This window comes from Corynebacterium guaraldiae (assembly GCF_053480195.1).
In genome coordinates this window covers 39,943-61,712 of the sequence record NZ_JBRBAU010000014.1, presented here as the reverse complement: position 1 = coordinate 61,712, position 21,770 = coordinate 39,943, and the positions used below count along the sequence as shown (strand labels likewise).

General features: G+C 63.0%; 22 protein-coding genes. 2 read left to right on the top strand and 20 right to left on the bottom strand.

Annotation, left to right across the window (positions count from 1 at the left end; genetic code table 11):
- Nucleotides 1–206 precede the first annotated feature (206 nt).
- The 10 genes from ACUY3D_RS10885 to eccCa all read right to left on the bottom strand — a co-directional run bounded on the left by ACUY3D_RS10885 (nt 207) and on the right by eccCa (nt 11,551).
- A complete protein-coding gene (locus ACUY3D_RS10885) occupies nt 207–425 on the bottom strand; it encodes a hypothetical protein (protein WP_448241110.1) in 219 nt (72 codons plus the stop codon).
- Nucleotides 426–784: 359 nt separating this feature from the next.
- Nucleotides 785–2,470 (bottom strand): zinc metalloprotease, encoded by a 1,686-nt coding sequence (locus ACUY3D_RS10880; RefSeq protein ID WP_448241109.1) that lies wholly within the window; start codon nt 2,468–2,470, stop codon nt 785–787.
- On the bottom strand, nt 2,470–2,781 hold the full coding sequence (locus tag ACUY3D_RS10875) for a hypothetical protein (RefSeq protein ID WP_070563739.1): 312 nt from the start codon (nt 2,779–2,781) through the stop codon (nt 2,470–2,472). The genes ACUY3D_RS10880 and ACUY3D_RS10875 overlap by 1 nt, the downstream gene beginning before the upstream one ends.
- Nucleotides 2,782–2,921: 140 nt before the next feature.
- The gene (gene glmM / locus ACUY3D_RS10870; RefSeq protein WP_070530775.1) at nt 2,922–4,265 is read right to left on the bottom strand and encodes a phosphoglucosamine mutase; all 1,344 of its coding nucleotides are present in this window, start codon (nt 4,263–4,265) and stop codon (nt 2,922–2,924) included.
- 163 nt (nt 4,266–4,428) lie between these two features.
- Entirely contained in the window at nt 4,429–4,965 is a 537-nt protein-coding gene (gene rpsI, locus ACUY3D_RS10865; RefSeq protein WP_070521636.1) for a 30S ribosomal protein S9, read from the bottom strand.
- Nucleotides 4,965–5,408, bottom strand: coding sequence for a 50S ribosomal protein L13 (gene rplM, locus ACUY3D_RS10860; protein WP_010189505.1), 444 nt, complete (start codon nt 5,406–5,408; stop codon nt 4,965–4,967). The genes rpsI and rplM overlap by 1 nt, the downstream gene beginning before the upstream one ends.
- Nucleotides 5,409–5,841: 433 nt before the next feature.
- A complete protein-coding gene (locus ACUY3D_RS10855; protein WP_070521638.1) occupies nt 5,842–6,129 on the bottom strand; it encodes a WXG100 family type VII secretion target in 288 nt (95 codons plus the stop codon).
- A 71-nt stretch (nt 6,130–6,200) separates the two neighbouring features.
- Complete coding sequence (locus ACUY3D_RS10850; RefSeq protein ID WP_070521640.1) at nt 6,201–6,518, bottom strand: WXG100 family type VII secretion target; 318 nt, start codon at nt 6,516–6,518, stop codon at nt 6,201–6,203.
- A 177-nt stretch (nt 6,519–6,695) separates the two neighbouring features.
- A complete protein-coding gene (locus tag ACUY3D_RS10845; protein WP_101735835.1) occupies nt 6,696–7,826 on the bottom strand; it encodes a type VII secretion-associated protein in 1,131 nt (376 codons plus the stop codon).
- Nucleotides 7,823–11,551: a type VII secretion protein EccCa gene (gene eccCa, locus ACUY3D_RS10840; protein ID WP_448241108.1), complete on the bottom strand. Its 3,729-nt coding sequence runs from the start codon at nt 11,549–11,551 to the stop codon at nt 7,823–7,825. Before eccCa ends, ACUY3D_RS10845 begins: the two co-directional genes overlap by 4 nt.
- A 129-nt stretch (nt 11,552–11,680) precedes the next feature.
- Here eccCa and eccD point away from each other — a divergent pair, with 129 nt between their 5' ends.
- Both eccD and ACUY3D_RS10830 read left to right on the top strand, forming a co-directional pair.
- On the top strand, nt 11,681–13,012 hold the full coding sequence (gene eccD, locus ACUY3D_RS10835; RefSeq protein WP_448241107.1) for a type VII secretion integral membrane protein EccD: 1,332 nt from the start codon (nt 11,681–11,683) through the stop codon (nt 13,010–13,012).
- Complete coding sequence (locus tag ACUY3D_RS10830; protein WP_448241106.1) at nt 13,009–14,253, top strand: S8 family serine peptidase; 1,245 nt, start codon at nt 13,009–13,011, stop codon at nt 14,251–14,253. Before eccD ends, ACUY3D_RS10830 begins: the two co-directional genes overlap by 4 nt.
- Here ACUY3D_RS10830 and eccB read toward each other — a convergent pair.
- From eccB to ACUY3D_RS10780, 10 genes are all read right to left on the bottom strand, one after another.
- Nucleotides 14,144–15,403: a type VII secretion protein EccB gene (gene eccB, locus ACUY3D_RS10825; protein WP_448241105.1), complete on the bottom strand. Its 1,260-nt coding sequence runs from the start codon at nt 15,401–15,403 to the stop codon at nt 14,144–14,146. The genes ACUY3D_RS10830 and eccB overlap by 110 nt on opposite strands.
- A 55-nt stretch (nt 15,404–15,458) precedes the next feature.
- Nucleotides 15,459–16,316 carry a tRNA pseudouridine(38-40) synthase TruA gene (gene truA, locus ACUY3D_RS10820; protein ID WP_070521662.1) on the bottom strand — a complete coding sequence of 286 codons (858 nt, stop codon included), beginning with the start codon at nt 16,314–16,316 and terminating at the stop codon, nt 15,459–15,461.
- Nucleotides 16,317–16,331: 15 nt separating this feature from the next.
- Nucleotides 16,332–17,165, bottom strand: a complete 834-nt coding sequence (locus ACUY3D_RS10815) for a trimeric intracellular cation channel family protein (protein ID WP_448241104.1) — start codon at nt 17,163–17,165, stop codon at nt 16,332–16,334.
- A gap of 101 nt (nt 17,166–17,266) precedes the next feature.
- Entirely contained in the window at nt 17,267–17,788 is a 522-nt protein-coding gene (gene rplQ, locus ACUY3D_RS10810) for a 50S ribosomal protein L17 (protein ID WP_070565046.1), read from the bottom strand.
- Nucleotides 17,789–17,866: 78 nt separating this feature from the next.
- Nucleotides 17,867–18,877, bottom strand: coding sequence for a DNA-directed RNA polymerase subunit alpha (locus ACUY3D_RS10805; protein ID WP_070521667.1), 1,011 nt, complete (start codon nt 18,875–18,877; stop codon nt 17,867–17,869).
- Nucleotides 18,878–18,946: 69 nt separating this feature from the next.
- Nucleotides 18,947–19,552 (bottom strand): 30S ribosomal protein S4, encoded by a 606-nt coding sequence (gene rpsD, locus ACUY3D_RS10800; protein WP_010189536.1) that lies wholly within the window; start codon nt 19,550–19,552, stop codon nt 18,947–18,949.
- Between the two features lie 21 nt (nt 19,553–19,573).
- Nucleotides 19,574–19,978 (bottom strand): 30S ribosomal protein S11, encoded by a 405-nt coding sequence (rpsK, locus tag ACUY3D_RS10795; RefSeq protein WP_010189540.1) that lies wholly within the window; start codon nt 19,976–19,978, stop codon nt 19,574–19,576.
- A gap of 3 nt (nt 19,979–19,981) precedes the next feature.
- Nucleotides 19,982–20,350: a 30S ribosomal protein S13 gene (rpsM, locus tag ACUY3D_RS10790; protein WP_010189542.1), complete on the bottom strand. Its 369-nt coding sequence runs from the start codon at nt 20,348–20,350 to the stop codon at nt 19,982–19,984.
- Between the two features lie 185 nt (nt 20,351–20,535).
- On the bottom strand, nt 20,536–20,754 hold the full coding sequence (gene infA / locus ACUY3D_RS10785; protein ID WP_003854422.1) for a translation initiation factor IF-1: 219 nt from the start codon (nt 20,752–20,754) through the stop codon (nt 20,536–20,538).
- A 221-nt stretch (nt 20,755–20,975) separates the two neighbouring features.
- Nucleotides 20,976–21,767: a L,D-transpeptidase gene (locus ACUY3D_RS10780; protein ID WP_070565049.1), complete on the bottom strand. Its 792-nt coding sequence runs from the start codon at nt 21,765–21,767 to the stop codon at nt 20,976–20,978.
- Nucleotides 21,768–21,770 lie beyond the last annotated feature (3 nt).

Genomic DNA, 21,770 nt, shown 5'->3' with positions numbered 1-21,770 from the left:
CCTTTCTACGCTTATGCAATGGAATAGCCATCCGGCTATTCCACCGCCGCAAACGTCCAAAAAGCCACTAGACATCCCGTCCAAAAACATCCTGGACTCCGTGTCCAAAAAGTCGCTAGACATCACATTTCTAGCACGACAGGAGAGGTTTCGACGAGCTAGCACCGCAAGGCGCACATGTGCTCCGACTAAAGCAGGACGATCGTTTATTTGTCCTGCTTTAATCGTTTTAACCGAGGAACCTCAATGAAAAGCCAAGCGATAAGTGCAATGCCCGGGAGAAGCAACTGAGCGGCCGTCCACAGTTTTATGTGGGCCATTTCTCTGTCGTATTTAATCTCAATGCCAAGCACAACAAAAGCCACCAAGAGGTACAGCATGGGAAGAACGCCCCACAAGACGTCATAAAGCCAAGGAACTGTCATGCGGTCTTCCCCTCCGAACCCTGGTTGATACGTGCAGCGACTACTCACGCCACGGTAGCACCTGGAGCTGCTGGCGCACAGAGGAGTTTCCCGGTTTCCGTGTCACCCGCGCCTGAGCACCGATTGCACTTGACCGCGCGGGCGGCCTCGCCCCTGCCCCTGGCTTTGGCCGTGCCCTACGCCCCTGGCGGCTGGGCTTCGTCTCTGTGGGTCCGGGCGCGTTTGGGTTTGGGCCGCGCGCTGCGCAGATTTTTCCAGCTCATCCTGTGCCTTAGCCATGGCTTTCTCAAACTCCAGTAGCCGTGCTGCTGTGCGCTCGCGGAATCCGCGCGCGAACTCATCAAAATCATTGTGCGGCATTACCACTGCCCTGCCTTTCGTGCGTGTACAGACGATGTCTCTGAGCTTTCTTGCGGCGCTATGTCTGGTGCGGCCTCAGTTGCGGGAGCGGGCCCCGGCGCTGGCTCGGATGCGGGTGCTGGCGCAGGATCCGGTGCTGGCACCGGTGCTTCCGCTGCTTGCATGTGTGCGAGCTTCTCCGGCGGTGCTTCTGGCTCCGGGACGTTGTTCAGCTCCGGCGGTGGCGGCGTAACACCATTGTCAGGAGCAGGTTCCGGCGCAGGCGGCGGACAGGGCTCTGGTTCTGGCTGGGGTTCGGGCTCTGGCTCAGGCACCGGTACAGGTTCTGGCTCCGGTAGGTTTTCGATGAAGTCCACAGCCGCCTCGGCCAAGAGGCCCAGTCCCAGGATGGCAACCCCTACGCCGAGGATTCCCAAGCTTCCGCAGCAGGATTCTTCAAGCTTGCACTCACCCGGCTCCGCAACTGGTGGCTGCTCTGGCACCTCACAGTCTTCACCTTCTACCGGTTCCTCAGGGCACTCCTTCTCCTCAGCCACCAGCTCCATATCCTCCGGGCAGTCTATCACCTCCTGTTGCACGGGTTCCGTGGGACTCTCCACCCCTGCATCGGCTGGCTTCGTGGTTTCTATTTCACGTTGCTGCTCACTGCAACCGCAGGACTGCGCTTCTTTCTCCGCATGGCAGCCACACGGTGTGTGCTGCGCTTCTGGCGCAGTGGATTCCGGCTTGGGCTGCTCTACGGTTTCAATTGGTGTGCTTGGAGGCTGGCTCGGTTTCGCCGGCTGTGGCTTCTCTTCATCCGGTGGGCACTCTTTTTCCGGCGCCGCAGCGGGACGAGTTGGCGCCGGCTCCTCCGGTGGCACTACCGGTTTTTCAACCCCCTGCTCAACCGGTTGCTGCGGCGGGGCAGGTGTGGAAGGAGCCGGTGCGGGAGAAGGCTGCGCTGGCGCAACAGGTTCAGTGGACTGGGCTGGCTTCGTCGACTCACAAGGCTCAGGCTCAGGTTGTGGGCACTGCTTCGGTTTGTCCTCGCAACCACATTCGGGTTCCGGCGGGGTCTCCGGAAGCTCGCGCTCACACACCTCAGAACAGCGCCTCTCAAACTCGCCATAGCAATTCTCGATGGCAGTATCGCGGTCCCGGCAGGTCTGCGTAATAGTGTCATTCGTCTGATCGATAAGGTCTCCACCAATGCTCGAAATCATTGGGACGATGGCCTTTCCCAAAGGGTGCCGCTGCAATAGCATCGTCAGGATATTAAGCAGAGGAATGACAGCGGAGATGAGCTCTGCCACTGCAGAATCGGAAACATCGACCACATCCTCGATGGCCTCGGAGCACTGCTGCGCGGATTCCACCAGGTCATCGGCTTCCTCCCTTTCCTTCTCAAAGTCATCCTGCACGCCGCGAAGGTGATCCATGAGCGCTCCCCCGGCCAGCGATAGGACCGTTCCTAAAAGGAAATCTCGCAAACCATTGCCGCCGCGCCGCGGCCGCCGAGCACCCATCGCCGATGCGGTACTGCTCACCAGGTCATCCGGTTTTATCCCATCGACCGAACCCACCATGTCTCCCAACAAACCAATAGGTGTGCTGGGTCCGGAGTAGCCGCCTAAGCTAGCGGCCTGGAACTGGGACACCGCCTGTGAATAATCACCCAAAAGCGACTTGACCATCGTGGACATCAGTTCATCCCCGCTTCCTGCTCACCAAGCTGGCCAGAAAGGCCACGGTCGATCTCCCCGAAAGCACGCAGCTGTGCGCGTGCAGCATCCGCTGTGGCCGATATGTTGTCCAACCGCCACGCTCCGCGCTCATGCAGCTGGCTCAGCAACGCCTGAATCTGCGCCCCATGCCCGCCGAAGTCCCGGCCCGCGGATGACGCGGGAAAGTTCGGTCTGTCCCCACGATGCGCGTCACTTTGGGCGCGGGTTTGGTCCACGACGGCGTCGAGAAGCCGCGTGGCTTCGTCCTCATCAAAAAATACGTCGGGCATGAGCGCCCTCCTTCTCGTCCACAACAAACAGTGATTCCTGCCCTTATTGGACTGAGAAACCTCCCCTCCGGTTCCCCCATCACCCACAAAACACGAAACCCCAGGCCACATGGCCCGGGGTTTAGCGTGGGTGCGTAGAACTAGACTGCAGCAACAACCGCAGCGAGCTTGCCCGCCACCTTGCGCGCCTGCTCCTCTTCAGCAGCCTCCACCATGACGCGGAAGAGCTCCTCCGTGCCGGACGGGCGCAACAGAACGCGGCCTGTGTTTCCAAGCTCCGACTCGGCGGCAGCGATTGCTTCCTTGACCTCAGGAGCCTTAAGAATGACGGCCTTATCGGAAACCGGCACGTTAATAAGCACCTGCGGCAATACCGTCATCACGGAGGCCAGCTCCTTGATGGACTTCCCGGACTTCGCCATGCGCGCCATGATGGACAGGCCAGTCAGAGTGCCATCACCAGTGGTGCAGTCATCCGGCAACACCACGTGGCCGGACTGCTCGCCGCCCAGGGAGTAATCGCCACGGTTGAGCTCCTCCAGCACGTAGCGGTCACCCACGGCGGTTTCCTTGACCTCGATGCCCTGCTCCTGCATGGCCAGCTTCAGGCCCAGGTTCGACATGACGGTAGCCACCAAGGTGTTGAAGCGGAGATCGTTGTCTTCCTTCATGCCCACGGCGAGGATCGCCATGATCTGGTCGCCGTCAACAACGTTGCCCTCGGCATCCACGGCCAAGCAACGGTCAGCGTCGCCGTCGTGAGCCAAGCCCAGATCGGCGCCGTGCTCGACGACGGCCTCCTGGGTCTTCTCGATGTGCGTCGAACCGCAGTCCTCGTTGATGTTGAAAGCATTGGGCTTGTTGTGAATGGCAATGACCTCAGCACCCGCAGCCTCGTAGGCCTGCGGTGCCACCTTGGAGGCAGCACCATTAGCGGTATCGACGACAACCTTGATGCCGCTCAGATCCGTGGTCACGACCTCGGCCAAGTGCTTGAGGTAGCGCTCGCGGCCGTCGGGGGCCTCCGAAATGATGCGACCAATCTTGGTCGCAGTAGGTCCGTCTTCGGTGAGGCTTCCCATGGCAGCCTGGATGCGATCCTCCACCTCATCAGGCAGCTTCTTACCGCCCGCGGAGAAGAACTTGATGCCATTGTCCGGCATCGGGTTATGGGAGGCGGAGATCATCACGCCGAGATCTGCCCCAAAGTCATCGGTGAGGAACGCGATAGCCGGGGTAGGCAGCACGCCGACGCGTACGACGTCGACGCCACGCGATGCTAAGCCCGATGCGATCGCCGCATCCAGCATCTCACCCGACACGCGCGGATCGCGCCCGATAATCGCGAGCGGTCGACGCTCATAGGACTCGCGGTCCGAGGTCAATACCTCCGCCGCCGCCTGTCCCAAGCGCAAGGCCAGGATCGGAGTGAGCTTCTTGTTCGCTAGGCCGCGAACTCCATCGGTTCCAAAAAGTCGAGTCATAGTTGTTCATTATGCCTGCTACCCCATAGCTTCCGCAGATCGGGCCACCAACGATGTCTGTCTATGACTCGCGGCTTCACGTTGTGCAGGCCCTACGCATAGCGAAAGCCGCCGCCTCCATACAAGGGAAGCAGCGGCTTTCGAAAAATGCAGTGCGCGAAGATTAACGCTTGGAGTACTGCGGGGCACGACGTGCCTTGTGCAGACCAGCCTTCTTGCGCTCCACGGCACGAGCGTCACGGGTGAGCAGGCCGGCCTTCTTGAGGGCCGGGCGGTCAGCCGGGTTGTAGACGTTCAGTGCGCGGGCGATAGCCAGACGCAGAGCGCCGGCCTGGCCGGTCGGGCCACCACCGTTGACGGTGACCTTAATGTCGAACTGGCCATCGCGCTCAAGGATGGTCAGCGGCTGCAGGATGTCCTGCTGGTGCAGCTTGTTCGGGAAGTACTCGTCAAAGGCACGGCCGTTGACGGAGATGTTTCCGGAACCAGCAACGAGGCGAACACGAGCGATGGCGCGCTTACGGCGACCAACGGTCTGGATCGGGCCCTCATGGATAGCCGGGGCAGCGGTCTCAACCTCAGCCTCGGTATCGGTTGCCAGGGAATCACCGATGGTGTTGGTGAACTCCTCGGTAGCGGCGGTTGCTGCAGCGATGTCGGCAGCGTCGGCTACATTGTTGTCGATGTTCTGCTCGGTCATTACTGTGCCACCTGCTTAAACTCAAAGGTTTCCGGCTTCTGGCCGGCGTACGGGTGCTCCTCGCCCACGAAAACGTGCAGCTTCTTGATGGAGGCGTTGGAAAGCTTGTTGTGCGGCATCATGCCCTTCACAGCTTCCTCGATAACGCGGACCGGGTTGGCGTCCAGGGACTGACCAAGGGTCATGGACTTCAGGCCGCCCGGGTAACCGGAGTGGCGGTAGCGCATCTCGCGCTCGCGCTTGTTGGAAGAAATGTGGATCTTGTCCGCATTCAGGATGATGATGTGGTCGCCGCAATCAACGTTCGGTGCGTACTGGGGCTTGTGCTTGCCGCGCAGCATGTCAGCCACGGTGGAAGCGAGCTTGCCCAGAACCACGTCGGTAGCGTCGATGACGTACCACTTGCGGGTGATGTCACCGCTCTTCGGGTGGAAAGTAGACAAAATGACTCCTTGAAAGTCTGTCTCGGAACTGCCGGCCATCGCTATGTAAGCCTTGACGCGGTACATACAGCGGCCGGTGGAGACCTGCAGCCCGCGCGCACCCACTAACGACGGGGTGCGGACACATAGGTGTTTCACTTTAGTACGCAGCAGTTTGAAAACCCAAAACGCCGATATCGCCCCTCACCAACGCCTCCACCTCAATTCATTCGGGGTGGGGGTAGAGACAGAAACGTTGATGAGAAGCGATACCGGCGCCTTCACTGGGCGGGCGGTGGAAGCTGAGTCAAGGCGGCGCGTCCAGCCCTTCCATTCCCTGCGCCTTCCTTTCCTAGCCTCCGCGCCTTCCTACCTACCGCTCATCACTCATGGTGGTGAATGGTGTTAAAGAAAAAGCTCACCCACCCAGTTCAAGACTCACAGCCAGGTCGGTTTATCCCCAGCTGGCGGCAGCGCGACGGTTGACGTCACTCATGTTGTCGTTGCCCTGGGAGACCGTGGTGGAGATGGTCGCCAGCACCGTGTTGAGCTCGGCGGCCGCCTTATCCCACTTAGCTTGCGCCGCGTTATATGCCGCAGCGGAATCTCCCTCCCAGGTCGATACCATCGGCTGCAGGGTGGCCTTCAGGTCACCGAGGAGTCCATTGATGCGACCGGAGGTGGAGTTGATGTCGGCGGCGGCGCCGGCGATGGCGCCGAACTGATACTTGATTCCAGACATTGCGTGTTCCTTATCTTCTGTGTGCTCGTGTGTAATTCAACGTGTGCTGTAGTCAGTGAAAGCAGCTAGCGCTACAAGGCCAGTCCCGCGCCGCCGACGTTCTCGAAGGACTGGGCGTTATCCGCCTCAACCGTGTCGAAGTTGCGGGCATTATCCCTGATGTTTTCGCTGATGGCGGTCAGCGCTTCACGCAGCTGCTGCGCGGAGGAGTTGTAGCGCTGCATCAGGTTGTCAAAGGAAACCTGCGCGCGGCCTGCCCAGCTGCCGCGAACGGAATCCACAACACCCTGCAGACGGGTGAGCTCACCCTGTACCTCGTCATTGGTGGAGTCGACGCGGCCGGCGGTGGCCACCATTACGTCGGCTTCTGTGCGGAACGTTTGAGTCATGTTCTTCTCTTTCTGTCTTGTTCCCTACCTGGGGTATATCCCTTTTCCAAGGGCTTGGTGTGTGTTTCTTTCCCCCGAGAAGCACCCTGTGTCCTTCTCACCCTTATTGGACTGAGCTAGTGGCTCATCGGTTCCCGCCGCGTTCAAAAATCTTTTAGCTTCGCGGCGTGCTCCCTCCTACTCCTTTTTGACCAGAGATTCCGCAGCCATCCGGCAGGCGGCTTTCTGCACCACGTTGGGCTCAAACTTGGTGTGGCACCCCACGGACATCTGATGGCCCTTGTCCTCCCACATCATCCACGTCACCTGCGAACCATCTCCAGGGTCCTCGGTATACGTCAACCGCCCAGATTCCTCGACCGGATCACGGAGGGCGGGATCGGAGTCGATCTGTCCTTTAATCTCGGCGAAGAGGACGTCGACGGGAACGTTGAAGAGCGGATCGGCTGCCAAAAGGATGCGCAAATTGGGGTCTTCGCCGGCCGCAGTGACAAGTCCATCCTCCACGCTGGTGCGGAATCCCTGCGGGAGTACCAGGGACATCCCTTCCACCTCGATGGCCTGCTGGCCAGGGCGCAGCTGCGTGCTGCCGGATCCCTCGGACTCCGCCTCCGTTGCGGCACCCCTAGGACGCTCATCCCCACCGGGTGCTGCAGCCGTACCCGGCGCGCCGGCAGCCACAGACGTATTCTCATCCACCTGTTCGGAAGTCGACGCCGCCACGGCCGCATCCTTGCGCCCCACCGCCCACCAGGACACCCCGGCGACGACAACCACCATGACCGCTATCGCGATGTAGAAGGGATCGACGCCTCCCCAAAACGCCGTCCAACGGGATTGCGCTGCGCGATGGGAGCGCAAACGGCGAGCTGCCCGAGGCCGCTCAGCAGTTATCTCCTTCGCACCGTCATAGTCGTACTGTTGCTCCCCCACCGCTGAGCGGGAAGCAGCCTGTGATGTGCCGGTTACAACCGGTGCCGGCGGCGGCGATGGTTCTGGCTCTAGGACCGTCGCCCCGGCACCAGCGAGTTGCCGGCGCAGGATACTCACGGCTTCGACACTGACATCCGTTCCGGATGGATCCGCCACCACCTCAACGGTGACGTCCGGCCATTCCGCCCCACAGACTTTTTCTGCCTGGTCAAGGACGGCCTCCAGCGCCCACCCCTCGGCGATTCCCGTGCCGGGCAGGTCATAGCGATAAATCGTTTCCGGGCCTTCATAAATCGTGGCGGCATCGAGCACCGTGACGATCAGCGTGGTCTCTGGCGCGGTTATCGGTGTTCGCAGTGCGTGCGTCGCGGTCATTGGTTGTCTCCTTTGTTGCCTGTGGTCTGTGGTGGGTTGTGTGAACTATCGGCGCTCGGCACGTACACCTGCGCCAAGCCCTGAGATATGCCGCGCAGTACCCATTGGCCGCGGCCTGGCGGCAGCGCTGTTGGCTTGATGCCGAAGATGGTGCCTTCGTCGCGGTCGGCGTCGAGAAGCAGCAGTGCCGGCTGCAGGTCCCGCACCGCAGAGAGGAACTGCCCAAACATCGCGCGCCCGATGCCGCCGGCTTTGCGCGCAAGCACCAGGTGCAGCCCCACATCGCGGGCGTGCGGGAGGAGCTCGAGCAGTGGCGCCAGGGCAATGTCGCTGACTAGGTCGAGGTCGTCGATAACAAGGTAGATGTCCGGCCCCTCCCACCAGCTGCGCGCTGCGAGCTGGGCGGGAGTGACCTCGGGGCCGGGAAGGCGCTGTTCCAAGGTGCGCACGGTATCGAGGATGGCTTGGGTGGCCGCGCTTGCCGACGCCCCATACGCCGCCACCATCTCCTCATCCAACGTCCCCAAATGTGCACGGCGCTCATCGATGACCACGAGGCGGGCGGCTTCCCTGCCCAGGTGGCTAATTCCGGCCAGGATTACGCTGAGGAAGTTCGATTTGCCGGAGCCTTGGGAACCAATGCACACCAGGTGCGGCTGTGTGACTGGATCCCAACTAAGGACTTCGAGGTCCGGCCCGCCGATTCCCCAGGCCACCCCGTCCAGTGGCGAGCCGTCATCTGGCTCGGGCAACTCGGTGAGAAGGGCGGGCAGCATCTTCAGCGGTGGAACCGGTTCGGCACCGGCATGCACACCGCAGATGTGGGCGATGTCTTGCGGGGACGTTGCGGCAAACAGCAGGTTCTCCCCTGCCAGTGTGATTCCCCGTCCGGGCGTTGCCGGGAGCTTCTGCTGCGCCTTGCGGTCGATGAGTGAGTCCATTGCTTCACCCAGCCGCAGCTCGATACGGGCCGCGATGAGATCCCGAATAGACGGCCGCAGGCTCGTCCACCGCGCTGCAGCGATCACGACGTGGACGCGGGCGGAGGCGCCGTCGGCGACCAGCTGGGTGATCGGCTCAGCAAGGTCCTCAAAATCCGCGCCGGAGGTGCCGATGTGGTGCCAGCCGTCCACGATGAGGAAGGTGTGGCGGGGCTCCGGGTGGCGCACGAGGCCGGCGACTTCATCAACGATGCGACGGATTTTCTCCGGCTCCTCACGGCCGGCCACCCCGGCCACGTGGGGCAGCCGGTCCAGCACCTGCAGCTGCCCGCCGCCCAGGTCAATGACATAAAAACGCACCTGGTCCGGCGAATGCCGCAGTGCCAGACCGGAGGCGATACTGCGCAGCGCCATCGACTTACCCGACTGCGGTCCACCGCACAGCGCCAGGTGCCCACCTCCTGCCTTAAAGTCCACGGTGAGCGGGTCTTGGCGCTGGTGGTAGGGGCGGTCAATAAGCCCCACCTCGGCGCGCAACTCTCCGCCCGCGCCGGGAGAATCTTCCCGTAAGGAGGCAACGCTGGACAGCTCCACCACGGGCGGCAGGGGAGGCAGCCAGATTCTTCGCGCCGACTGGCCACGCCGAGCAGCCTCATCCCGGGCAGCGGCCACTACGGTGTCCAGGAGCGTGCTCGAGGAATCTACGAGCTCTGCAAAGCCGAGTTCTTCTTCCACCGCGCGCTGCCCTGTGAAAAGCTCCACGCGCGCGGCGTGCCGCGCATTCATTTCAGAATCATCAGGCGCTACCCGGCGGGTGACCGGGCCAGACACATAGGAGGCGTGGAAGCGAGTGGGGGCATCGGCATCCGTCTTGAGGTAGCCGGCTCCCGGCTGGGCGGGGAGGTGATAGGCATCGACCACTCCGAGAACTTGGCGGGACTCCCCCGCGGAGAAGGTCTTCAACCCGATGCGGTAGGACAGGTGCGAATCCAATCCCCGCAAGCGCCCTTCCTCCAAGCGCTGGGAGGCCAGCAGCAGGTGCACATGGAGCGAGCGGCCAAGCCTTCCCACCGCGACGAAGAGCTCGGCGAAGTCCGGGTGCTGGCCTAAAAGCTCCGAGAACTCATCCACCACGATGACCAACGCCGGCAGCGGTCCGTGCTCGGCCACCGCAGCAGCCGAGGCGTTGAATTCGCCCACGTTCGCAAAATTGCCCGCCTTGCGCAGCAGCTCCTGGCGGCGGTTCATCTCGCCGGAGATGGCATCATACATGCGCTCCACCAGGGTCGATTCTTCCTCCAGGTTGGTAATCACGGCGGAGGTATGCGGCAGCTCCTCACACCCTAGGAAGGTTGCGCCACCCTTGAAATCAACGAGCACGAGGTTGAGCTCCTCCGGGCTATGGGTGGCGGCCAGCGCTACGACGAGTGTCCGGAGAAGCTCCGACTTTCCGCTGCCCGTGGCACCAATGCACAAACCGTGCGGCCCCATCCCGCCCTGCGCGGACTCCTTCACATCAAGCATCAGCGCGTGCCCGGACTCGTCCACGCCGATGGGCACACGTAGCCGCTCAGCCGGGCTGCGTCCCTGCCACATGCCGGAGGCCTGAAGCGCATCCACGTCCCGATAGCCCAACAACGAGGGCAAGTCCGCATCGCGACCGTGCCGGGGCGCTGCCGCAGCATCACTGCCAAAGGGGCGGTGATAGGGCGCAAGCGTACGGGCGCGCAGGAGGGCCGTGGAATCGTCGACAAGCGCACAGCGTCCCAGCTCCTCCTCCCCCGCGGCAGTAACCACGGAGAGCGCGCCCTCCGCCCGCAGGTAGATGCCTTCTTCCTCAGCGCGGCGCCCGAGCGGCGAATGAGGCGTAACGCCCACGGCGATGGTGGTTGTGGGGGTATCCTCCAGCTCGTCACTGCGCGGCATGGCAACACCGCTTGCCTGGTCCTCCTCAACAACGCGGATGCGGAACTGGGCTTGGGCCGGATCCCTGGCGTGCGGAAGCCACTTCAGCCACTCCCACTCCTCACCGTGGTACTCAATGCCCACTGTTTCCGGACCGTGCAGCACGGCCAGGTGTAGCAGCAGCGCGCGGGCAACCCCGGCCGCATCCTCGCCGGCCAGGCCAACGATGGGAAAGGCTTGCAACTGGATAACCACCGGCATGTCCGCCAGCGTTCCCACCGCGCGCACGGTCTGGCGCAAGCTCACCGCACACACCGGATCGAGGTCCTCCGCCGCGCCCGAATCCGGCACGTTAATGGGCGTGCACAGGGCCATCGGCCCCGTCCCCACCCGCACCTCCAAGGCGTCCGGGGCATCCGCATCCCGTTCCCACAGGCGCATTGTCGGAATCAACGCGCCAAGCTGCTCAGGGTCAGGGTTGCGGTGTTCTTCATGCGCGCGTTGCGCCGCCCCGCGCTCCAGCGCTTCCTCCCGCAGCGCCTTGAGGTGGCGCAGGTAGGTCCGGCGGGTCTCATCCGGATCCTGCCCGCCTCCCTGCGGGTTAAACATCATGGCCATACTGGCCAGCATCATGAGCGGAAACATGAGGCTCATGGGGCTCATCCGGCGGGCGTACCCCGCCCCGAGAACCATGAGCGCCACCATGCCCAGCATGGCCGCGATCATGACCAGCGGCATAAGTAGGCGAACCAGTGGCACGGGTTGAGCGCGAGCCGCCTCCGGCACGGCCTCGGCGTTAATGCTGCCCTGCGGCAACGGCGGTGCCGGCTCCCGATAGGCCGGCTGCCCAGTGTCCACGACGCGTGTGGGTACGCGCATGTCAAAGTCCTTCCCCCCGAAGTACTCCACCGCCTCCTGAAGCGGTGGACAGCGTGCCACCAGTAAGCCACAATGTGAGGCAATGGGCAAGGGGTTGCCCAGAAATTTTTCTCGGGGGAGGTACATTCCATGACTCGCGCACTCGCGCATTCTGTCCACGTCACCGTCCGCATCCACGCAGGTCATACCCGCAAAGAGGCGGACATATCCTTGCCGCTTTCTTCCAGCCTCGGGGAGGTGCTGGGGGAACTGCTCGTGCTTGTCGACGTCCCACCGGCCCCCATCCTGTGGCGCGCTACCACCGCGGCGGGCAAGACCATTTCGATGACCACACCACTGGACCGCACCAGCGTGGAAGACGGTTCCGTCCTCGTGCTCAGCCCTGATGCGCCGGCGCCGGCGCCGATTGTGCGCGATGCCGCGGAGGCGCTCGCTGCCGACGTCTCTGCAGCGCAGTTTTCCGGCCTGGCCGGGTTCTGGGGCGCGGCGGGGCTCATCGCCGTCGGCGCGTTGCTCGCCGCCGCGCTGTCTCCCGCGGTTGGCTGCACCACCGCTGCGATAATCGGCCTCGTGCTCGCGGCGTGGACCCGGCGCGGCTCCCTGCTCGCGGCCTCCCACGTGGCTGCCGGGCTGGCGGGGGCGCTGGCCACTGGGGTGCCCTTCTTTGCTGGCCCATCCGGAACCGCGATTCCGGCCGCGCCACTCGTGGCTTCGGCGGCGGCCGTGGGTACCGTGGCGGTGCTTTCCCATCTGGTGCGCATCGGCGGATTACGTGCTCGGGCAAGTGCCGCGACGTGGTGCCTGCTCGTGCTCATCGGCCTGCTTGGCCCCGCCCCGCTGCTTGCCGCCACCGTGGCCCTGCTCGCAGGCGCTCCCCTGTTCACCACGCGGCTCGCTGGCCTCCGGGTGCCACAACTTCCCACCGCCGGACAAGACCTGAGCATCTCCGATGAGGACCCTACGGATAACTCGCTCAAAGCCCGGCGCGCCGGGCAGGCCTACGAGGGAATCGCAGTGGGCTGCGCGCTGGCGGGCGTTCCTTCCCTTCTCCTCGTCGCGCTCAACGCTCACGAGAGCGTAACCGTCATTGTTTCCCAAGCCCTGTGCCTGAGTGTCGCGGGCGGTGTCATCGTGCATGCGGCACACCACGCCCGGCCCGTCGCCGCGTGGGCGCTGGGAATCTATGGCCTTGCCGCTGCGTGTGCCGCGGTGGCCGTACCTCTACGCGAGTGGCAGCTGCTTTCCGCCCCAACGACGGGAACGTGGGTGCTCAGCATCGTTGCGGGTCTGGTCATCGCGGCCATGCTGTCCATGCCTGTGTGGGCAGGCAAGCTACGGCAGATTGAGCCGACCACCATTGTGTGGTTCGAGCGCGCCGAAGCTCTCGCCCTGGCCGCGTGCCTTCCGCTGGCCGCGCACGTGGCAGGACTCTTCGAGCTCATTCGGGGGTTGGGATCATGAATACCCTGACCCGAATAGGCGCTGCCGGCGCTGCGCTTGGTGTTTTCCTGGCTTGGGGTACCAGTGCTCTGTGTGCGCCCGTAGCCGTCGCCCGCGAACCGGATACCGCCTGCGCGAAGGCCACGCTCGCCACGGCAGGGCCACAGCCTTCCGCGCAGTACTCGGAGTACCGGGCACGGCTGCATTCTTTTGCCACGGGTGCTGGGGTGAAGGTCGCGGTCATCGATACCGGGGTGGCCGCCCACCCACAACTACGGGTGACGCCAGGAGCAGACTTCGTGACCCCGGAGGAGCCTGACCCGCTGCGGGACTGCGACCTGCACGGGACGGTGGTGGCCGGCGTCATCGCAGGCAAGGACCTCGGCGTGGCCCCGGATGCGGAAATCTATTCCATCCGGCAAACCAGCTCGCACTACCGGACCCCAGCGCCGGACAACGATGAGGCGGACCGCGCCGGGGCCGGCACGCTGGCCAGCCTGGCTGCCGCCATCGAAGACGCCGTCAGCGCGGGGGTTCAGGTCATCAACGTCTCCGTGGTGTCGTGCGTTCCGCCGGAAGCCGCCACGCGGGTCGATCGTTCCGCCTTGGACGCGGCGCTGCAGCGCGCGGAAGGGGCTGGGGCGGTGGTTGTGGCAGCATCGGGAAACGCGACGGCCGGCGGCTGTGAAAAGGATGACGTGGTCTTTCCCGCAGAAGCCGACACCGTCCTCGCGGTTGGTGCTCTGGCCACGCCGCACGACCTCGCGGAGTATTCCATCACGGCACCGCTCAGCGCGGAAGGCAGCGTTCTCCTCGCGCTGGAGCCCGGCGGCGGATGGGCCACGGGAAAGGAGGACACCGTCTTTCAGGGAACGTCCTTTGCAGCTCCCCTGGTCAGTGGCACGATCGCCTTGTTGGCGCAGCGCTACCCCGGGGACTCCCCAGCACAGCTGCGCCAGCGCATCATTGACTCAGCAGAGCCCGGGCATGGGGTGGTTGATCCTCTCACAGCAGTGACTTACCGGCCCAGCACAGACACCCGCGAGGAACGTTTCGTCGCGGTGAGGCCGCAGGCGGCGCCACCCGCCAAGGGCTGGCCAATTGCTCGCCTTCTCCTCGGCGCCGTGGCCATCCTCGCCCTCGTAGCCACCCTCAGTGCTCAGACTCTAAGGCCTCCGCGCGGCTCAAAGCAGAGCCTTCCGGCAGCAGCCGCAGGATCTCCCACGGCACCCGCTCCGGTTCCCCCACACCCAGTGCTTTAAGCTCCGCCCCGCTAGCCAGCTCGTGGCGCCTGCCGGTGGCGGAAACCACGTGGTAGCCGTGCCCGCTGTCCACGCCGACGCCAGCCTGGAGGCCGGCGAAACGCTGCGCGGCCGAGTCCCCCGGCAAGTCCACCGTGGCCGCTACCGGCCGCATGGTTCCGGCGCCTTGTTCGTGAGTTGCGCACAACCAGCCTTGCTCAGGGGACAGGAAGTCCACACGGGTGGTGGGGAGGTTGAAGGACGGTGGGACGTCGCCCAGCGCGGCCACCTCCTGCGCCTGCGCAGGCAAACGCTGTGCGCCCAGGCCGACCAGCATCTCCGCCTGCGTGGGGGTGATGGAGAAAACACCCTGCTCCGTGCGCGCCCAAAGCTGCTCACCGGTATCCAGAATCTCCGGCGGGGCGGCCGGGAAGCTCAGCGGTTCCAATTCGGCAAATGTGTTGAGCAGCTCCGCGGGCATGGCCCACACGGCGGTCTCCGCGGTCATCCCCAGCGCGCGCCGCAGAACCCGGCCTTGTGTGCTCGTAGCCTCGGGCAGCACGACGCGCCCCTGGCCGGTGAGCAGCCACTGCGTGCCCTCAGTTTCCACTACGGCGGCGTGCTCTTCATCGAACCTGGGAACAGCGCGGTGCGCAACCACGGTCACGGTGCCAACGCGGCTGCTGGATTGCCAGTTCGCGCCCTGTGTTGATTCTTCCAAGCAGGCCGACCATCCTGGTTCCTGCCCAGTTGCGCTTGCAAGAAGGTTGGGGGCGTCTGCAATCCCCAGCGGGGTGCCCAGGCTCATCTCTTCTAAGAAGCTATCCCCTGCCACATGCGGTTCGACCGGCTCGTTGGCAATGAGTCTGGCCGAAGCCAAGTTAGACACTGGATGATAAGTGCCGTTGACCAGCGCTAAGAGCTGCCCTTCGGAGGAACGCACGACGGGCGCATCGCCGGGTTGCGGGTCCGGCTGCATCCAGGCGATAAGCCCCGAGCCAAGACTCAAGAAGGCTACTGCGGCTACCCCGCCCAGCAGGGCGCGTTGGCGCCTTTTCAATGGATCATGAATCATACGGATATCCCCGAACACGAGTCCGTGCTCGAGGCGGCGCAGTAGAAACTTGTGGCCCGATACCTGGGCCTTGGTAGTTGGCAACGCGCGTGCCATGAGAATCCTCCCCCGAATCGCAGCGCCACCCTCCCACGGCGCAGTGGGTTCTAGATTAACCCAACTCGGTGTCCTCCGCAGCGCGACGACCACGGGTCATCTCCGCCCGCGCGGCCAACTGGTCCGCATCGGGGTAATCCACGCCCACCAGGCTCAAACCTTGAGCATCAGCAAGCGGGATCTCGGAGGACCGGCTTTCTTCCCGCAGCATATGGGCGGCGAAGTCAACTCCGCGCGAGCCCTCCCCCACCCGCAAACAGCAGCCCACCAACGAGCGCACCATGGACCAGCAAAAGGCATCCGCGGTTACGTGCGCCTCGTAGAGCTGCGGCTCCGCGGGCGTCGACACGTCCTTCCACTCAAAGGCAAGGAGCTCGCGAATGGTCGTGGCGTGCGGCTTCGCCTTGCAGAAAGCCACGAAGTCATTGAGCCCCACCAGCTGATCGGCCGCGGCCTGCATTAGCTCCAGGTCCACTGGCTTGAACCACGTCGCGGTATCGCGTGCGCGAGTCGGAAGTGCACCGCGCGGATGGGTGGTGATGCGGTAGACGTAGCGGCGGCGTAAGGCAGAAAAGCGCGCGTCGAAATCTGCGGGAACTTCGGTGCAGGCGTGGACGCGGACGTCGGCAGGCAGCAACTTGGCCAAGCGCTTCACCAGCTTGGTGGGATCGCCGTCAATGCTGCGCTGTCCCAGCGCCGCCCGTGTGGTATCTAAGTGCGCCACCTGACCGCTGGCATGCACTCCGGCATCGGTGCGCCCAGCCACGGTGAGCTCCACTGGGTGGCGCAGCACCATGCTCAGCTTCTCCTCAACGGTCTGCTGAACAGTGCGCAGGCCGCCCTTCTGCTTGGCCCACCCGTGGAAGTCGGTGCCGTCGTAGGCCAAGTCTAGGCGAAGGCGAACGTTAGTCATGGATGCTAATTCTACCTAGTCGTTGGCATTCCACTCGCGATTGAGTTCCCAATCCTGGGCCGCGTGCTGGCGCTTCGCGCTCTTGCTCACGCCCAGCTTGCTCAAAGCGGCATAGCCAGCCCGCTTGGGGTGCTTTAGATTCTTCTTGGCCTGGTCGGCTTTGCGCTTGGCCTTGCGGGCGCCATCCCGAACAATGCGGGCAGACAAGCGCAGGCGCGGGTCCATGGGTTGTTCGGCTCCCCGGTATTCAAACACCGGCAGCGACCATCCAAAGTAGATCGCAGCCACGCGCAGCGCCAGCGCTAGGCATACCGTCACGACGCCAGCGACCTCATCGCTGAGCCCCAGCTCCATCAATCCCGCATAAGAAAAGGCTGCAAGAACAGAAATGGAGGCGTACAGCTCGGCGGACAAGACCAGCGGGATACGGTCGGACAACAAGTCACGCAAAATACCGCCAAAGACACCGGTCAGCACCGCAGCCACGGCAGCGATAACCAACCCATGGCCATGTTCCAAGGCCTTCTGAGCACCAAGGACACTGAATACCGCAAGGCCCAGGGCGTCGAGAAGCAAGAATACATGCCGGAAATAGTGCATTAGGAAGGACATATAAACCGTGGCGACGGCGGCGGCCACCACGGCCAAGAGGAAGCGCGGTTCCGCCACCCACGTCAACGGGTAGGCGCCCAGCACCATGTCGCGGATCGTGCCGCCGCCCAATGCGGTGACTGCGCCCAACATGATGACGCCAAACAGATCCATCTTTTGCCGGCCAGCGGACAGCGCAGCGGTCATCGCCTCGGAGACGATGCCGATTACGTACAGCACAGTAAACAGCGGGGTCATAGAGTATACGTTCTGGTCGGGGTTATATAGCCCAGAAAGCATAACAAAAGGCCGCAGCCCCACCTAAGGTGGTACTGCGGCCTAGTTAAGGCGAGAGAAGTTTACTTCTCCTCGGACTCCTCAGCAGCGGTCTCCTCGACCTCTGCCTCGGTTGCCTCTGCCTTTGCTTCCTCAGCGGATTCAGCCTCAGCCTCTTCAGCCTTAGCTTCCTCAGCCTGCTTGGAGGCAGCAGCGCGGGTAGCGCGGTTAGCCTCGGAGGTCACGGTCTCCTCGAGAACGAGGGAGATCTGGGACATCGGGGCGTTGTCGCCGGAGCGGTTGTCCAGCTTGATGATGCGGGTGTAGCCACCCTCACGGTTCTCGAACTTCGGTGCCAGCTCGTCGAAGAGGTAGGCAACGACATCCTTCTGCGGGATGAGCTTGAGAACTGCGCGACGGTCAGCAACGGTGCCGGCCTTCGCCTTGGTGATGATCTTCTCGGCGTAAGGACGAAGCAGCTTCGCCTTAGCGTCGGTGGTCTTGATTGCGCCGTGCTCGAACAGGCTCGCTGCCAGGTTGCTCAGCAGGTGCTTCTGCTGGCTGGCGGAGCCGCCGAGACGCGGACCCTTCTTGGGGGTAGGCATTGTGTACTCCTCGTGTGCGGATTAAGTGAGCGCGCGACGGGGCGCACAAGTCGCGCCGTCACGATTCAGTGGAATTCTTTACTCGGAATCGTCGGAAGCCGGGTCTTTGAAGTCGCCGGTTTCTGCGTCGTAGCCTTCGAGCTGGGTCGGGTCGAAGTCCTCAGGGGTGTCCTTGAGAGCCAGGCCCAGGTTAGCCAGCTTGATCTTTACCTCATTGATCGACTTCTGACCGAAGTTGCGGATATCCAGCAGGTCCGATTCGGTGCACTCTGCGAGCTCACCAACGGTGTGGATTTCCTGGCGCTTCAGGCAGTTGTAGGAGCGGACGGAGAAGTTCAGATCCTCGATCGGCATGCTGTAGGCGGCGATGTACTCCGTCTCCTGCGGGGACGGGCCAATCTCAATGCCCTCAGCAGCGGTGTTCAGCTCGCGGGCCAGGCCGAAGAGCTCGACCAGGGTGCCACCGGCGGAAGCCAGGGCGTCGCGTGCGGAAATCGAGTTCTTGGTCTCGACGTCGATGATCAGCTTGTCAAAGTCGGTGCGCTGCTCAACACGAGTAGCTTCGACCTTGTAGGAGACCTTCAGCACCGGGGAGTAGATCTGGTCGACCGGAATGCGGCCGATTTCCCCGGAAGTGGAGGCAGCCGGGACGTAGCCACGGCCGCGCTCGACGACGAGTTCCATCTCCAGCTTGGCGGAATCATTCAGCGATGCGATGTGCAGATCCGAGTTGTGGATCTCCACGCCAGCCGGCGGCTGGATATCGCCTGCAGTTACCTCACCCGGGCCTTCCTTGCTCAGGTACATAACCACCGGCTCGTCAGAGTCGGAGGACAGAACCAGACCCTTGATGTTCAGGATGATTTCGGAAACGTCTTCCTTCACGCCGTTGATGGTGGTGAACTCGTGGAGCACACCATCAATCTTGATGGAGGTTACTGCCGCGCCCGGGATGGACGAGAGCAGCGTGCGACGAAGCGAGTTACCGAGGGTGTAACCAAAACCCGGCTCGAGCGGTTCGATGACGAACTTGGAGCGAGACGAGTCGATGAATTCCTCGGTGAGCTGAGGACGCTGGGAAATAAGCATGGAGTTTCTCCTTGTCGGCGCCCGCTATATGACGCCGGTAGAAGGGGTAAAGATGAAAGTGTCGAAGGATTACTTCGAGTAAAGCTCGACGATGAGCTGCTCCTGCAGCGGAACGTCGATCTGAGCGCGCTCGGGCAGCTGGTGCACGAGGATGCGCAGGGTGTCCGGAACGACCTGCAGCCACGCCGGAACGTTGGCGTCTACCAGGCGGTCCTGAGCCTCTTCGAACCATTCCATCTTCTGGGAACGCTCACGAACATCGATGATGTCATACTGCGTAACGCGGAAGGACGGAACGTTGATCTTCTTGCCGTTCACGGTGAAGTGACCGTGGGAGACAAGCTGGCGAGCCTGGCGGCGGGTGTTGGCCAGACCAGCGCGGTAGATCACGTTGTCGAGACGGGACTCGAGCAGAACGACGAGGTTGTCACCGGTCTTGCCCGGGAGACGGTTAGCCTCGGCGTAGTAGCGGCGGAACTGACGCTCCAGCACGCCGTAGGTGTACTTTGCCTTCTGCTTCTCCTGGAGCTGCAGCAGGTACTCAGATTCCTTGATGCGGTTGCGGCCAGCCTGTCCCGGTGGGTACGGGCGGCGCTCAAATGCCATGTCGCCGCCGACCAGGTCGACGCGCAGACGGCGGGATACGCGGGTAGCGGGGCCAGTATAACGAGCCATTTTCTTACCTCTTCCTTTCCCTTAAACCTTGCGGCGCTTGGTCGGACGGCAGCCGTTGTGCGGCTGTGGGGTGGCATCCGTGATCGAGGAAACCTCGAGGCCTGCAGCCTGCAGGGAACGGATGGCGGTCTCGCGGCCGGAGCCCGGACCCTTGACGAAAACGTCAACCTTCTTCATACCGTGGTCCATGGCCTTGCGGGCCGCGTTCTCAGCAGCCATCTGCGCTGCGAACGGGGTGGACTTACGGGAACCCTTGAAGCCAACGTGGCCGGAGGATGCCCAGGAGATGACAGCACCGTGCGGGTCCGTGATGGACACGATGGTGTTGTTGAAGGTGGACTTGATGTATGCGTGGCCAGCGGCCACGTTCTTCTTTACGACGCGACGACCACCACGGCGCGCGCCGGAACGAGTCTTAGGTGGCATGTGTTACTTCTTCTTTCCTGCGATCGTCTTCTTCGGACCCTTGCGCGTACGAGCGTTGGTCTTGGTGCGCTGACCACGAACGGGCAGGCCACGACGGTGGCGGATGCCCTGGTAGCAACCGATTTCAATCTTGCGACGGATGTCAGCCTGAACCTGGCGGCGGAGGTCACCCTCGACCTTCCAGGTAGCTTCGATGACGTCACGCAGCGCCGACAGCTGATCATCGTCGAGGTTGTCGGTGCGCAGGTCAGGAGAAATGCCGGTCTTTTCCAGCAGCTCCTTGGCACGGGCAGGCCCGATGCCGTAGATGTAGGTGAGAGCAACCTCCATGCGCTTGTTGCGCGGGAGGTCAACACCAGCTAGACGTGCCATATGGCTAGTCCTTTCGGGTTGTTACGATGGTTTTCTCCTCATCCGTCCCCCGCCACGCATACGCTTCGCCCCGGGCCGTGCCGGGGAACTGTGGGCATGCTTAGCAGCGTGGGCTCAGGCCATCGCAGCCTGAGGTAGAAAGGGACGCACCAAGTGCGTCCCGTGGGTGAGGAGGCTTACTGTCTTTACTTGTAGCGGTAGACGATGCGTCCGCGGGTTAGGTCATAAGGAGACAGCTCCACGACAACGCGATCCTCCGGGAGGATGCGGATGTAGTGCTGACGCATCTTGCCCGAAATGTGGGCAAGTACCTTATGCCCGTTGTCGAGCTCGACGCGGAACATTGCGTTGGGCAGGGGTTCGACGATGCGACCCTCAACCTCGATTGCGCCTTCCTTAGCCATAACCTCTACTTTTCTGGTGGGGTTCTTCGCGCCGCGCTTGACGACGCCCCCACCTGCATGTTTGGTGTCTACTGCCTGGTGTCCTCCACAACCACTTTGGCTGCGTACAGACACCAGCTCTAAAGCATACGCTGCGGATACGCGTTTTCCAAATATAAAACCTCCCATCGCCCAAAGGCGCGGGAGGTATGCGAGAGAGTCGGCTACTAGCCGCTGCGGTTCTAGTAGATGAAGACCTTGGAACCCATCGGCACATCATTCCAGTAGCGCACAGCATCCTGGTGGGTCAGGCGTACGCAGCCATTGGACTGGTATGCCGGGGAGCCCTCATGGAAAGCATGGCCGTTATTGGTGAAGTACATGGCGTAGGGCATCGGAGCGTTGCCAAACTCCCAAGAAATCTCGTCTTTGATCTTGCGGTTGATGTAGAACGTACCGGCCGGGGTCTCCTGGCCCGGCATACCGGTGGACATGCCCTGAGCAACATAGGTCACGTTGCCGTTGCCGTCCTGCAGCCACGAGCGGCGGCCGTCGCGGTCTACGCAGATGCGCGCATCCGCGGGGCACGGGCCGACATCAAAGCGCTGAGCCTGGCGCTCAGCCTCGGCCTTGCGGGCAGCCTCCTCAGCGGCGGCTTTCTCGCGTGCGACCTGCTCAGCGTGAGCGCGCTCTGCAGCTTCGCGAGCCGCACGAATCTCGGCGTTCTTCTGCTCAATGAGGCCCGGGAAGACCAGTTCAATGGCACCGTCGATGACGGGGCGCAGGGCGTCAGCAGCCTGCGGGTTAACGTTGTGCAGCGTCTCCAGCATCTGGTTGCGGCTGTTCCACGCGTTCTCACGGGTCTGGCCGGCGAACTCATCAATCTGAGATTGGACGTCGGAGGACAGGGAATCAATCGAAGGGACCGTCTGTGCGTTTGCGGCGGGGGCAACCGAGAGAGTGGCGGCTACCAGGCCAATTGCGGTGGCACGGCGTAGGGAACGAGCGCCAACAAAGGAGCGAATCTTAGACATGTG